General features: G+C 49.0%; 13 protein-coding genes and 1 pseudogene. 8 read left to right on the top strand and 6 right to left on the bottom strand.

What is annotated here, in order from left to right; translation table 11 throughout:
* Positions 1–81: 81 nt before the first annotated feature.
* From HC248_RS16845 to uvrA, 3 genes and pseudogenes are all read right to left on the bottom strand, one after another.
* The gene (locus HC248_RS16845; protein WP_168923486.1) at positions 82–1,008 is read right to left on the bottom strand and encodes an EamA family transporter; all 927 of its coding nucleotides are present in this window, start codon (positions 1,006–1,008) and stop codon (positions 82–84) included.
* 39 nt (positions 1,009–1,047) lie between these two features.
* Positions 1,048–1,146 (bottom strand): annotated as a pseudogene (locus tag HC248_RS16840) (acyl-CoA thioesterase); the annotation flags it as partial.
* Between the two features lie 154 nt (positions 1,147–1,300).
* A complete protein-coding gene (gene uvrA, locus HC248_RS16835; protein ID WP_168923913.1) occupies positions 1,301–4,276 on the bottom strand; it encodes an excinuclease ABC subunit UvrA in 2,976 nt (991 codons plus the stop codon).
* 234 nt (positions 4,277–4,510) lie between these two features.
* On the opposite strand from uvrA, the gene HC248_RS16830 reads away from it, so the two are divergent.
* Together HC248_RS16830 and ssb are read left to right on the top strand one after the other, a co-directional pair.
* The gene (locus HC248_RS16830) at positions 4,511–5,692 is read left to right on the top strand and encodes an MFS transporter (RefSeq protein ID WP_168923485.1); all 1,182 of its coding nucleotides are present in this window, start codon (positions 4,511–4,513) and stop codon (positions 5,690–5,692) included.
* Between the two features lie 152 nt (positions 5,693–5,844).
* Positions 5,845–6,351, top strand: a complete 507-nt coding sequence (gene ssb / locus HC248_RS16825; protein WP_168923484.1) for a single-stranded DNA-binding protein — start codon at positions 5,845–5,847, stop codon at positions 6,349–6,351.
* A 26-nt stretch (positions 6,352–6,377) separates the two neighbouring features.
* On the opposite strand, the gene HC248_RS16820 is transcribed toward ssb, so the two are convergent.
* Positions 6,378–7,469: a hypothetical protein gene (locus tag HC248_RS16820; protein WP_168923483.1), complete on the bottom strand. Its 1,092-nt coding sequence runs from the start codon at positions 7,467–7,469 to the stop codon at positions 6,378–6,380.
* Positions 7,470–7,824: 355 nt separating this feature from the next.
* Here HC248_RS16820 and HC248_RS16815 point away from each other — a divergent pair, with 355 nt between their 5' ends.
* Positions 7,825–8,313, top strand: coding sequence for a type III secretion system chaperone (locus HC248_RS16815; protein ID WP_168923482.1), 489 nt, complete (start codon positions 7,825–7,827; stop codon positions 8,311–8,313).
* 69 nt (positions 8,314–8,382) lie between these two features.
* Here the strand turns inward: HC248_RS16815 and HC248_RS16810 are convergent, their stop codons facing one another.
* Complete coding sequence (locus HC248_RS16810) at positions 8,383–8,793, bottom strand: ATP-binding protein (protein WP_168923481.1); 411 nt, start codon at positions 8,791–8,793, stop codon at positions 8,383–8,385.
* Positions 8,794–9,129: 336 nt separating this feature from the next.
* On the opposite strand from HC248_RS16810, the gene HC248_RS16805 reads away from it, so the two are divergent.
* Complete coding sequence (locus HC248_RS16805) at positions 9,130–9,585, top strand: type III secretion system chaperone (RefSeq protein WP_168923480.1); 456 nt, start codon at positions 9,130–9,132, stop codon at positions 9,583–9,585.
* Positions 9,586–9,735: 150 nt separating this feature from the next.
* Here the strand turns inward: HC248_RS16805 and HC248_RS16800 are convergent, their stop codons facing one another.
* Entirely contained in the window at positions 9,736–10,716 is a 981-nt protein-coding gene (locus HC248_RS16800) for an IS30 family transposase (RefSeq protein ID WP_168921224.1), read from the bottom strand.
* A gap of 32 nt (positions 10,717–10,748) precedes the next feature.
* Between HC248_RS16800 and HC248_RS16795 the strand changes: the two genes are divergently transcribed.
* The 4 genes from HC248_RS16795 to HC248_RS16780 all read left to right on the top strand — a co-directional run bounded on the left by HC248_RS16795 (position 10,749) and on the right by HC248_RS16780 (position 13,267).
* Entirely contained in the window at positions 10,749–11,162 is a 414-nt protein-coding gene (locus HC248_RS16795; protein ID WP_168923479.1) for a type III secretion system chaperone, read from the top strand.
* 80 nt (positions 11,163–11,242) lie between these two features.
* Positions 11,243–11,470, top strand: coding sequence for a hypothetical protein (locus tag HC248_RS16790; RefSeq protein ID WP_168923478.1), 228 nt, complete (start codon positions 11,243–11,245; stop codon positions 11,468–11,470).
* A gap of 71 nt (positions 11,471–11,541) precedes the next feature.
* Positions 11,542–12,522, top strand: coding sequence for an IS30 family transposase (locus tag HC248_RS16785; RefSeq protein WP_168920864.1), 981 nt, complete (start codon positions 11,542–11,544; stop codon positions 12,520–12,522).
* Complete coding sequence (locus tag HC248_RS16780) at positions 12,506–13,267, top strand: hypothetical protein (RefSeq protein ID WP_168923477.1); 762 nt, start codon at positions 12,506–12,508, stop codon at positions 13,265–13,267. The genes HC248_RS16785 and HC248_RS16780 overlap by 17 nt, the downstream gene beginning before the upstream one ends.
* The last annotated feature ends 916 nt before the right edge of the window (positions 13,268–14,183 follow it).

Here is a 14,183-nt window from a genome sequence, read left to right as displayed (position 1 = left end):
TTCTCGCTAACAGTTGTCTCTGGAGCTGCTGCTTCAGCTGATGCTGGCGTGCGGCAACCCCCAACTAGACTGGTCCAAGCCTTAACCGCGCCGCCGTCCGCCAAACATCACGCAGAGCAAAGCCAGTACAACAAAGCCTGTGCCTACCCATTGCCAGCCGGTGACCGATTCGCCCAGCACCAACATGCCAGCGGCCAAGCCAACAATCGGCACGCCCAAGCTAAATGGCGCGACACGGTTAGCCGGATGACGTTGCAGCAAGCCAGTCCACAAGCTGTAGCCCAACACCGAAGCGATCCAGCCCAGATAGGCCACGCCTAACCAGCTGGAAGGTCGCGCCTCTAGCCAGCGCCAGCGCAGCGCGGGATCGTCAAACGCCAGTGACAGCAGCATAAAAGGAATGATGGCCACCAGCCCACTCCAGACTACAAATGCCAAGGGTGAATAGCCTTTGTGCAGTTGCTGCAAGCGCCGCGCCACAATGTTTGACATAGCCCACATAGCTGCCGCGCACAGCGTGAGCGCAAAACCTACCAGCGTGGTCGCCGAGACGCCGGCGACTTTGATCGAGTCTGCCAGCGCATAGTTCAGCCCGAAGCAGGCCAAGCCTAATGCAGCCAGCAGCATGCCGATCTGCAACTGGCGGCTGGCTCGCTCATTGAGCAGCACAAAGCCAAACAGTGCGGTAAAAAAAACTTGTGTTTGCAGTAGCACTGACGCCAGCGCCGCAGTCATACCAACTTTGAGTGCCAGAAATAAAATGCCAAACTGACCCACGCCCTGGAACAAGCCATACAGCAGCAGCCATTTCCAAGCAATCCGGGGTGGCTTGATAAACAGCAGCAGCGGCAACACCACAAAAATATAGCGCGCCGCGCCCAGCTGAAACGGTGTGAAATCGCGCAACGCAAACTTCATCACCACAAAATTCACGCCCCAAATCACTACCACAGCGAGTGCGGCGAACAGGTCTGAGCCGCTCAATGCTTGGCGGTTGTTATTGGGCATTTAGTTGCACGCCTGAAGACTGCAAGAGAGGTCTGTGCAGGCTTCGTCAATCCCCGGCATCACAGAGCCGCTGTAGGCTTTTGCGCCGAAGTTGACAGTGCTTGGATCGGCCAGAAAACGCAGGGTAATGGATGACATGGGCGCTGTCTTTTTAGGTGAATTTAAAAACTGAACGTGATGCAGAAAGCGCATTGTCGCGCATCACCGAGCTGCTTTGGCTGTTTGCACAGGGAACAAAAAACAGTCCTTTAGTGTTGGTTAATTGACTGAAATCGGCCCAACAGCACTGCTTTTAAAGCAGTCGTGCCAAGTAGCGTCCGGTATGACTGTCTGGGTTTGCCGCAATGTCTTCGGGCGTGCCAATACCGACGACTAAGCCACCGCCAGCGCCGCCTTCTGGGCCCATGTCAATCACCCAGTCGGCGGTTTTAATCACGTCTAGGTTGTGCTCAATCACCACAATCGTGTTGCCCGCATCACGCAGTTGATGCAGCACTTTGAGCAATAAATCGATGTCGGCAAAATGCAGGCCAGTGGTCGGCTCGTCGAGGATGTAGAGCGTGCGACCGGTATCGCGTTTGGATAACTCCAGCGCCAGCTTGACGCGCTGCGCCTCGCCGCCCGATAGGGTAGTCGCGGCTTGGCCTAGCTTGACGTAGCTCAGACCGACATCGAGCAAGGTGTGCAACTTGCGCGCAATGATTGGCACGGCTTTGAAGAATTCGCTCGCCGCCTCCACCGTTAAGTCCAAAATCTGGGCGATGTTTTTACCGCGGTACTGCACCTCTAGCGTTTCGCGGTTGTAGCGCATGCCTTTGCAGACATCGCAGGGCACATAGATGTCCGGCAAAAAGTGCATCTCGACTTTGACCATGCCGTCGCCCTGACAGGCTTCGCAGCGACCACCGGCGACGTTAAAGCTAAAGCGGCCTGCACCGTAGCCGCGCTCGCGCGCAGTGTTCATTTCGGCGAGCAACTCGCGTATCGGTGTGAACAAGCCGGTATAAGTGGCCGGATTGCTGCGCGGCGTGCGGCCAATCGGTGACTGGTCGACGTTGATGACTTTGTCGAAATGCTCTATGCCTTCAATGCTTTCGTGCGCCGCTGGCTCATCATGGGCGCGGTATAGCGTGCGGGCCACAGCCGCGTAAAGGGTGTCGTTCACCAAGGAGGATTTGCCCGAGCCTGATACGCCCGTGACACAGGTCAGTAGCCCGACCGGAAACTCCACACTCACGCCTTTGAGGTTGTGGCCGCTGGCTTTAATCACCCGCAGCGCCTGCATATCACCCAAGGTGGCTTGGTGCTGGGCTTCGCGCTCGGCGCGCCGACTGGCCGCTGGGCTGGGCGGAAAGCGCGAGGGTTTTCTGGCTTCCTGAAACTGGCTTGATTTAAGCGTTGGCAGCCAAGCCGTGCGCTGGGTTGGTACGGCGATTTTGAGTGCGCCTGAGAGGTATTTTCCGGTCAGAGAATTGGGGTTGGCTTTGACCTCTTCATAAGTGCCTTCCGCCATCACCTGACCGCCATGCACTCCGGCGCCCGGACCCATGTCAATCACATGGTCGGCGGCGCGAATCATGTCTTCGTCATGCTCGACTACCAACACGCTGTTGCCGATGTCGCGCAAATGTTTGAGGGTGTCTATCAGTCTGTCGTTATCGCGCTGGTGCAGGCCAATGCTGGGTTCATCGAGCACATACATCACACCGGTCAGACCCGAACCAATTTGCGAGGCCAGCCGTATGCGCTGAGATTCGCCGCCCGAGAGTGTCTCTGCGCTGCGGTCAAGACTCAAATAATTAAGACCCACATCGTTGAGAAACTTCAGCCGCAAGCCGACTTCACGCACGACTTTGCCGGCAATCTCGGCTTTTGCGCCCAGCATATTCAAGCCGTTGAAATAGGCAAAGCTTTCGCGCAGCGTAAGGCCGCTGATTTGGTAGATGGCTTTGCGCTGGCTCACACCGTGCTCGTCTGGTGCACTGACCAAAAATACATGGCGCGCTTCGCGCTTAAGCCGCGTGCCGCTGCAGTCGGCGCAGCTTTGCACGCTGCGGTAACGGGCTAGCTCGTCGCGCACGACAGAAGAATCGGTCTCAAGGTAGCGGCGCTCAAAGTTGGTGATCACGCCTTCAAAGGGGTGTTTTTTGACGACTTTTTTGCCCGTGTTCGCGCCTGATTCGGACAGGTAAGAGAACTTGATTTCTTCCTCTCCCGAGCCGTGCAAAATGATCTGCTGCACGTTCTCAGGCAGGCTTTCAAATGCCGCTTCTATATCAAACGCATAGTGACGCGCCAGGCTTTCCAACATGGAAAAATAATAGGCATTACGCCTGTCCCAGCCCTTGACCGCGCCGCTGGCCAAGCTAAGCGAAGGAAAGGCCACAATGCGCGCCGCGTCAAAATGCTCGCGGTGCCCTAGGCCATCACAGCTGGGGCAAGCGCCAATCGGGGAGTTAAACGAAAACAGCCGCGGCTCCATCTCGCTCAGCGAGTAGTTGCAAACCGGGCAGGAAAACTTGGCGCTAAACAAATGCTCTTTGCCGCTGTCCATTTCTAAGGCAATCGCGCGGCTCTCGGCTAAGCGCAGTGCGGCTTCAAAACTCTCGGCCAAGCGCTGCTGCATGTCGGGCCGCACCTTGAGGCGGTCTATGACTACATCGATGTCGTGTTTTTCGGTTTTCTTTAACTTGGGCAGGTTGTCAAACTCATAGGCCTGACCATCGACTCTAAAGCGCACATAGCCTTGGGCTTGCATTTCGGCAAATAAATCGAGGAATTCGCCTTTTTTCTCACGCGCTACCGGCGCGAGAATCATCAACTTGGTGTCTTCTGGCAAGGCCAGCACGGCGTCAACCATCTGGCTGACGCTTTGCGCCTGTAGCGGTAAATCGTGGTCCGGGCAGTAAGGTGTGCCGGCACGCGCGAACAATAAACGCAGATAGTCGTGAATCTCGGTCACGGTACCGACGGTGGAGCGCGGATTGTGACTGGTGGCTTTTTGCTCGATAGAAATAGCTGGCGACAAGCCCTCTATTAAGTCCACATCGGGCTTGTCCATGAGCTGCAAAAACTGCCGTGCGTAGGTCGATAAACTCTCGACATAGCGGCGTTGGCCCTCGGCGTACAAGGTGTCAAAAGCCAGTGAAGATTTTCCCGATCCGCTCAAACCGGTGATGACCACCAGCTGGTTACGGGGAATGTCCAGATCTATGTTTTTGAGGTTGTGGGTGCGCGCGCCGCGAATGCTGATGCGCTGTGCAGCCATAGCTCTGGCTAGGTATTTACTATCGTCTGGTGAGTTCACAGGAATGATGGCGCCGCAAAACTCTCCATCATAGGCGCATGACTGGAGATTTGGGTTTGACGCACAATAGGCCCCTGTTGTAAGGCTGATCGCGTCATTTTGTCGCCTGCCCCGTCTATTTTTTCGGTATTTTTGCCGCACTCTCACCAGATTTCAATTGCCTTGACCGCGCCCGCCTCAACCCAGACCTTTGCTATGACTGCCACTGAGCGGCGCGCTAGCGCTTCGCTGGCGTCTATTTTTGCCCTGCGCATGCTGGGTCTGTTTCTTGTATTGCCGGTGTTCGCACTTGAAGCGGCCAAATACCCCGGTGGTGGTGATCCGGCGCGAATTGGCTTGGCCATGGGTATTTACGGCTTGAGTCAAGGTTTGCTGCAAATTCCCTTTGGCATAGCCTCTGACCACTGGGGCCGCAAGCGCGTGATGATTGCCGGCTTGTTGATGTTCGCTTTGGGCAGTTTTATCGCTTCGGCCGCGGCGGATTTAAATTGGTTGATCGCCGGCCGCGCGATTCAAGGCGCAGGCGCCATCTCGGCGGCCGTGACTGCGATGTTGGCTGACTGCACTCGGGATGCTGTGCGTACCAAAGCCATGGCCTTGGTGGGGGCGAGTATTGGCCTGATGTTTGCCGTCTCGCTAGTGCTTTCGCCCTTGCTGGCTAGCCGTATTGGTCTGCACGGTCTGTTTGCGCTGACGGGCTCGCTCGCCTTGGCCGGCATAGTCTCCGTGATCTGGTGGGTACCGGCCGAGCCCGTCATGCATGTGGTGCGCCCGCGCGGCGGCTTTTTAGCGGTGTTAAAAAACCCAGCCTTGCTGCGCCTAAACCTTGGCGTGTTTGTATTGCACGCGGTGCAATTGTCCATGTGGGTGGCTGTGCCCGGCATGCTGGTGCTGGCGGGACTGAATAAATCGCTGCACTGGGAAATTTATCTGCCAGCGGTGCTGGCGTCGTTTGTGGTCATGGGCACGACGCTGTTTCCGCTGGAAAAGCGCGGCTATTTGCGCGCCGTGTTTCTTGGTGCCATAGGTTTGCTGTTACTGGTCCAACTGGGTTTTTGGGCACTCTCGCTAACTACTGCGCCTAGTTTGCTGATGCTGGGTTTGGTATTATTTTTGTTTTTCTGCGGCTTTAATGTGCTTGAAGCCAGTCAGCCCAGCTTGGCGTCCCGCATCGCACCGGATCATTCGCGCGGCGCAGCGTTAGGCGTCTACAACACGCTACAGTCATTAGGCTTTTTTGCTGGCGGTGCGGCCGGTGGCTGGTTAGTTAAGCAATACGGCGCGCCGGGTTTGTTCACTGTCAGTGGTGGTTTGATGCTAGTTTGGTTGTTATTTGCTTGGGCTATGCAAGCGCCAGCCAAGCATGGAAGTGACTGACAAATGTTTAAGACGACATTTAAGCCGTAAATCATTCAGTGAGTCTTGAGCAATTTAAACCGTATTTACATCGTCTCTGAGCCGGCTGTTTCGCGACTTGTTCTGCCGCAGTCAGCCCAGTTAAACTCATAAAAAATCAGGAGAATCCAAATATGGCATCCGTCAATAAAGTCATCATCGTCGGCAATCTAGGCCGCGACCCCGAAACCCGTAGCTTCCCCAACGGCGATCAAGTCACTAACATCACCATCGCCACGACTGACCGCTACAAGGATAAGACCAGCGGCGAAGCCAAAGAAATTACCGAATGGCACCGAGTCAGTTTTTTTGGGCGGCTTGCTGAAATCGCTGGCCAATATCTGCGCAAAGGCTCACAGGTTTATGTCGAAGGCTCACTGCGTACGCGCAAGTGGACTGACAAAGACGGTATTGAAAAATACACCACAGAAATTCGTGCAGACTCCATGCAAATGCTGGGCAGTCGCCAAGGCATGGGTGGTGCTCAAACAGGTGACGAAGGTGGTGGTGGTTATGAGCCTGCAGCCCGCGCCGCACCAGCAGCACGCCCAGCGATGGCCGCTGCACCGCGCCAAGCGCCCGCGCCAGCGGCAAAGACGGCCAGCGGTTTTGATGACATGGATGACGATATTCCGTTTTAAACGGTGCTGGCTGGCTTGCCTTTAGCTTATTGCTGTACGAAGTCTAAATTGAAATCGTAAGACGCTTTTGTAAGTAACGGCGAGCCATTTTTGGGAATGACAAACTCCACTTTTAATGTGGTCGAACTTTTTTCTGGTTCAAGCTGAAACGGCTCAAACCCTGGCACTGCGAAAAAGTTGCAGTTCGTTTTTGTTGATGTAGCGACAACTTTTATACCGCCAGCACCATCGCTGGAAAGAATAAATGCGTTACTTGTTTTTCCGCCCATTAACTGGCCTTTGCTGGCAGCGGGCAACGTATCTTCCACATCATCAGAGTTAATTCCGCGTATCTCGCGGCTTAGCGTTAAGGGCGACGCTGCGCTTTCTTGCAGGACGCTGCCAAGGATGCCAAAAATACCTTGGTGTGCTTGATGAGACGCGCGTAACAACGTGGCTTCATCAACGCCCGTTTTAACGGTGATTTCTTTAATTTCTTTCTTTGCTAATTCGAGTAGTTCTAATTTTGTGGATTCATCTCCTTGTGCATAAGCTGCATGGTTAAGAATCGGCGTCGGTTCTTCGGAATCTGATTGCCAAAAATATTGAGCCCGTGGCAGGTCGGTCACAAAGTCGCGTGTGAAGCCATCTTTTAATCCGATAGCGTCGCTTTGTTTTGCAGGCGTGGCTTGGATTGCGGAGGCTTGACCGGGTTCTACGCTGATAGTTGGCTGCGTAGATATGGATCTATTCAACGCGTCATCTGCCTCTTTTAATTTTTGATTAACCAATGCCGTATCAGCATCCGTTAACTTGTCTCCGCTGGCATGGACGAGAGTGGTTTGAGAACTAGTCGCTGCTGGTGTGTGCGCAAAAGTGACGAGATTGTGGCGGGCATACTGCAGCTTGTCTTTGATGTCTTGACCTATGCGATTGGCCCCATTAGCAACGTTTTTGACAGATCGCTCAAGCAGCAGTTTTGTATCAGTTATAAATGTTTTTATAGCTTGTTCACTGCGCTTTGGAAGAGACTTTAATATTGTGACTACAACGCCCGCTAGTTGGCCTTTTGTCGCCGTATTAGATGCGAGTGGCGTATTTGCATTCGTAGTTGGCGGTCTACGTTCTAGATAGGACATGACTAATTTACCCCATAGTTTAACGGCTGCAAAATTCGATATTTTTTTGATATTTCTGATTTCGATACATTTTTTTAAAATGTATTTAATGAGTTACTAAGCCTTAGCTAGAGTTCCCATTGCACGGGGTAGATAAATACTCAATGCGCCTTATATGCCGAAAAGGCGCTTGTCAGCGACACATTAAGCGTTGCAAAATCCAAAAAATATTAGCCATACATTACTTTTTTTCTTGCGGTTTGAGCTAAATCCTAGCTGTTAAATAGGGGCGATAAAAGCGCTTTTTTTTAGGGCTTTGCACGTAATATCGAAAGAGCTGCTAATCCTATTTTTTTGAGCTAACAGAGACAAATCTATGAGCTTGGTAACTGCAAATAAGTTGATTAACGAATTCGGTCTGAGTCTTGGTATGGATGGACTTTGTTTGGACGACGACGCTAGCTGTCAATTGCTGTTTGATCGGCAACTGTTGGTTTCTATCGTGTGTGCGTTTGACTACTTCTATTTTAATTGTCCCGTAGCAATGCCGGAACTTGTACGGCGCTTGCCCAGCACTATGTTGCTCGACATACTGCAAGAAAACTTTATGGCGGGCAGCGATGCAACCTTAGCCGTAGGGCCAGACCAACGGGCTTATTTACAAATGCGCTTGCCTTTGGTGGTTACCAATCTCAATTCACTGCAAGCGGCGGTGGAGCATTTACTAAACCGCGGCGAATACTGGTCAGAACGATTGATGGCTGTGCCGCCTAAATACACGCCCAGTGAGCAGCCCCAAGCATCGAGTAGCCAGCGCGAAGCAAGTGTTGATGGACGCAACTTTGGACTCAAACATCGCGTTTGAGTTTTTGCATTTCAGTCAGCAGTGTTAGCGAGGAAATAGACTTATATATTTATACACAGCTGCGTTTTTCTAAGCTGTTAAAGGCGCATCAGCAGCCCAACATTTGCGTATTTCGAGCTGATTTGCTTGGTGCTCGCCAACACTCACCCGCTGGTAAGACATGCTGTTAGTTTTCTCTCTCACAAAGTAAAGACCAAGTCCGCCAATACTTCGCGTTTCCACACTTTCTTCGATGTTCGCTGCTGCAACCTCACACGGATTAAATGCGAACGCATAGTCTCTTAGGGTCAGTATGACGCAGCAATGTTCCACTCTAGCGATTAGTTCTATGCAGCCATTGGCATTGCCTTGGTAGGCATGCTCAACAATATTGGTGACTAATTCGTCCAGCACGAGGACAAGGTCTGCAATCACATTGCCCGGAATCGCCACGCTTTCACACCAATGAGAAAACGCCGATCTTAGGGCGTCAATATTCACTAACTGGCTAAGTAGCTGATATGCAAATAGACTTTTTTGCTTTGCGGCCATCTTGTTTATCCATCTGTTTTTAAATCCGGCAGCTGCTCGCAGCATGGCCAAAAATTGTATTGAAAGAAAGCTTTATTTTGCTTATTTTTTTTCGGATTTAACGCAATTATTAAAGATCGGCTACTTAAAAATATGTATGAAAATGCAACGAAAAATACTTTTCAGTTACTAATAAATAAGTCAAATTGTCAACTGACCTGTCAAAAAGTAATGCGCATATCCGCGTGAACCCATTTAATTTTTTACCAATAGAGAATTAAGACAGGTTGTCAAAAGGGTAGAAAAATGCAGTATCTAGAGCTAATTAAAGACTTAAGTTCCCATCTTCAATTACCTGAAATAGTGACGGACGAGTTGCAACGTTTCGCCCTCCTATTTGATGAAATGTACTTGCTGTTCAGCCCCGAACTAGTCGAGACTGGCGAAGAAAATATAAAGGTCAGTGCGGTGCTGGGTCAGCTACCTGATGATGAGGGTCAAGCCATTATTTACTACGAAGAGTTGCTTTGCGCCAATCTTTTAGGGCATGGAACTGCATGCGCTTACTTAGGCGTTAACGCGTCTGGGGAAATCAGTTTAATGGCTAATTGGCCGCTACAAAACACATCATTTTCAATGTTTGGTGATCTTTTGGAAAACTTTGTCTCTCACGTTGAGCACTGGAAAAATCAATTAGAAAAAATGCAATCCAAGGAGTCAGAAATAAATTCTTTGAATGCCTTCGACACGATGCGCGCCTAAGGACACAGTAGCAAAAACAAAAAACAAAAAACAAAAAACAAAAAACAAAAAACAAAAAACAAAAACAAAGAAAGCCACTTATGACGATAAACACTTTGATCAAAGAGCTGGGTCAAAACTTTAATATTCCAGAACTAACGCTAGGCGGATTCAAGCTTGAAGTGCAACCGTATGCTGATAGGACTCTAACTGTTCCATAAAAACCTGATGCGGCGTTCGATACCCTAAACATTTTCTAGGACGATGATTGAGCCTGTGCATCGCTAAAGCAATGTCATCGTCGGTGATGCAATTAAAGCGCATCCCCTTTGGGAAAAACTGGCGAATCAAACCGTTCATATTCTCGTTCGCCCCACGCTCCCACGAGGCGTATGGATGGGCGAAAAAGAAATCTGCACTCAGCGCAGAAGCTATTCGTTCATGCTGGGCAAATTCCTTGCCGTTATCAGTCGTGAGAGTGTGCACGCAATGAGCGAACGGTTTGAGTAAAGTGATTAACGCGTCCCCTACGGCTTGCGCTGTTTTGAATGGCACGTGGAAAATTATTGAATAGCGAGAGACACGCTCATTAATCGTCACTAGTGCTTGCTTCTGCCCGGCACCAATCACCAGATCAGCCTCCCAGTCGCCAAAGCGCGCACGCTCAAGCACGATGTCGGGTCGCAGTTCTATTGAGACCTGGCGAGAGATGGTGCCGCGCCGTTCACGGCCACTGCTGCGTTTTTTTCGCGTCTTCTGGCAACGCAGTGTTTTATGCAAGGTGCCGCCCGCGCGTTTGTCAGCGTAGATGTACTGGTAAATGCTCTCATAGCTAACACCGGGTTGGTGGCTAGCTTCGAGGTGGCCGCTGATTTGCTCGGGGCTCCAAGCCTCAGCCAACTTTTCCTCCACTACAGCCCATGTCGAGTCAGCAACTCTAGGACTATTGGCGCAGGCAAGTCTACGTTCTTGGGCTTTGTCATTTGCCTGCTTAGGGCGATAGCCTCGTAGACCGCGGTTACGACGCAACTCACGGCTGATGCTCGATTTATCACGGTCCATCATTTTTGCAATTTCACTTTGATTGAAGTTTGCTTTGACGAGGATTGCAATCTGGTAACGTTCGTCACGGGTGAGGTGTGTGTAAATCATTCTGGGCAACTTTGACTTGGTAGTCGGGAAGCTTGGATGCTCTCACATCTCACCCACCCGTACGGTTAATTTCAAAGTTGCACTTCAGACTTGAATCCGCGCTAGATAAAAATACCTGCGCTATCCAGTTTAAAAATGGCGTACAGATAGATTTTTATTACAAAGAAGAAGATAAATCTTTACGTATGGCCACAGCGATTGGCGCATTAATTAGCAGTTCAAAACTATCGCTTTACAAGAAAATACTTTTTGAAAATGTAAAAAATTTAGACCTTGGAAAAAATTATTTTGCTCTTAATTTAGCCGCTACAGAAGTTGTTTTGTGCGGCACTATTATTGAATCTGCACACACATTAGAAGGTGTAACTGCAGACGTTATGAACTTATGTGAACAGCAAAATAAGTGGTGTGAAACGCTAGCTTCAGAAAGTTTTTTAGTCGTTTAAATTGGTGCTGATTTCAGTAGTTTTAGTAACAAAAAATTAATTTCAAGATGGTTATATGAACACAAATAACAATGCTGATAATGCTCGGTTTTTTTTCAATGACAAAGGGATTAACAAAAATAGGAGCAGATTTTTTTGATAATAAAGTAACTGGAAAAAATTGCATTCCTGTTGCTTTATCTGCCATCGTGGCAATTCCAATTTTCGCGTTGGCTTTTACAGTTGATGTTGTTTTTGGTGCTTTAAAAGTTATGGGAAACGGCCTGAGTTTATTGGCACGCGGATTCAAGTCTGAAGTGCAACTTTGAAATTAACCGTACGGGTGGGTGAGATGTGAGAGCATCCAAGCTTCCCGACTACCAAGTCAAAGTTGCCCAGAATGATTTACACACACCTCACCCGTGACGAACGTTACCAGATTGCAATCCTCGTCAAAGCAAACTTCAATCAAAGTGAAATTGCAAAAATGATGGACCGTGATAAATCGAGCATCAGCCGTGAGTTGCGTCGTAACCGCGGTCTACGAGGCTATCGCCCTAAGCAGGCAAATGACAAAGCCCAAGAACGTAGACTTGCCTGCGCCAATAGTCCTAGAGTTGCTGACTCGACATGGGCTGTAGTGGAGGAAAAGTTGGCTGAGGCTTGGAGCCCCGAGCAAATCAGCGGCCACCTCGAAGCTAGCCACCAACCCGGTGTTAGCTATGAGAGCATTTACCAGTACATCTACGCTGACAAACGCGCGGGCGGCACCTTGCATAAAACACTGCGTTGCCAGAAGACGCGAAAAAAACGCAGCAGTGGCCGTGAACGGCGCGGCACCATCTCTCACCAGGTCTCAATAGAACTGCGACCCGACATCGTGCTTGAGCGTGCGCGCTTTGGCGACTGGGAGGCTGATCTGGTGATTGGTGCCGGGCAGAAGCAAGCACTAGTGACGATTAATGAGCGTGTCTCTCGCTATTCAATAATTTTCCACGTGCCATTCAAAACAGCGCAAGCCGTAGGGGACGCGTTAATCACTTTACTCAAACCGTTCGCTCATTGCGTGCACACTCTCACGACTGATAACGGCAAGGAATTTGCCCAGCATGAACGAATAGCTTCTGCGCTGAGTGCAGATTTCTTTTTCGCCCATCCATACGCCTCGTGGGAGCGTGGGGCGAACGAGAATATGAACGGTTTGATTCGCCAGTTTTTCCCAAAGGGGATGCGCTTTAATTGCATAACCGACGATGACATTGCTTTAGCGATGCACAGGCTCAATCATCGTCCTAGAAAATGTTTAGGGTATCGAACGCCGCATCAGGTTTTTATGGAACAGTTAGAGTCCTATCAGCATACGGTTGCACTTCAAGCTTGAATCCGCCGCACAAAGAAATGTAAAAGTTGCACCACTACCATCAGCCCTATCATCAACACCTAATGTTGCGGCCTTCACTAGGCCTAGTAAAAATGATCCTGCAGCATTGATTAAATACTTTTTGACAACTAAGAATGATGATAAATGTGCCGTAGCATTTAAAGATTCAATTGTTCACAGACGGGTTGATGAAAATACTAATTTCTTGCTGAAATTTTATGAATTTCAGAAAACGCCATCACTTGAGGTTGCAAAAAATATTTACCTTAATTTTATGGATAAAGGTAATTCAGAAATTGATATTATTAATATAGGCGATGCTTTAAATTCTAAAATTAAAGAATGTCTTATAGAAAATAAGTTAATTTCAATCGAAAGTAAAGAATCAAATCCAAGCGAAAGTAAAGAATCAAATCCAAGAAAAAGTGAGACATCACCTTTAGATTTAATGATAAATTATTTTACAAAAGCTGCTGGTGAAGTAGTTGGAATGTTAAAAGACGATTTACTAGCAGTAGGTAATCTATATCCTGAAATCGAAAGAGAGCCTACTGCCAGCAGAAGAGTAGCTAGTAATTCTCCGCCCCCACCTCCAGTAGATTTATCAGATGACTTGGCTCCGCCTCCTGTACCATCTCTATCTTCAGATTCAGAACCAACTTTTCTTTCTAGTACTTATGTTAAAAATAGTGTTGATGCTGAGACGCTTTCTAGCCCAGTTACCGTGCATACTGAAACCAAATAAAACTCTTAATCATTGACTATTCACTCACAATAAAACCCGTGTTTTCAAATGCGATATGACCAATTTATTCGTATTTTGATCAGTACCTAAATAGTTTAGCTGTTGACTACTGGCTAAACTATTTTCTAATCCTTTTTGAGCTGACCGAGCAGTTATTTAAACCGTGTGTTGCTGCTCAATTTTTTTAACTACCGCCGATAAATAACGTATTTAACGCGCTCTCAAAGTTGTGCGCTCTCGGCATCTGAGGCTTAGTGCTCAATAGCCATCAATCGGTGCACATAAGTTCGAAGCGGCTGTTAGTGACCGTCATCGCAGCTGCCTAAATTGCACGCTAACTCAAATGACTTTTGATTCACTAGCATTCCACCAGACGGTGCCGACGCCAATCCAAATCTATTGATTTGTAAATTTTTAAGTCGTTAATTTCCGCTGATTTTCTGAACGACTATTTCACGGCTAGCGATTCACTATAAATCGCCGAGGCATTAAGCGCTTTATTTTTAGCCATTGCTAGCCACACTTTTTTATTTTCTAATAGTTTCGTTATTAAATAGTGACTCACGAAATGGATGCTGTGTGAACACTGCGCGGTCGCCCTGTAAACATCACGCTAATACTGTTGAGCCTTTATACCTTGTGGTGCAATCTGTTCTATTTATGGCCGGTTTCGTTTGAGCCTGGGTGCTGCTCTGTAAATGAGCTTGTGGTCTAGGTTTTGCAATTAAAAGTTCGGCAATGTAGTTTGTAGCCTGTCATGCTGAAATTTAAGGTTGCAGTGTTTTGTTTTGCATCATATGTGATCGCAAGCAAGCAAAGAGCCTCGCGTAACTGCATAGCTGCGCAATTGCCTAATTGCGCTGGGCTAACAGCAGTTTTCTCGAATTGACAAAACTCCATAGTGCGTAAGATATTA

This window comes from Polaromonas vacuolata, from assembly GCF_012584515.1.
Classification (GTDB): Bacteria; Pseudomonadota; Gammaproteobacteria; order Burkholderiales; family Burkholderiaceae_C; genus Polaromonas; species Polaromonas vacuolata.
This window is presented reverse-complemented; position numbering and strand designations above follow the sequence as displayed.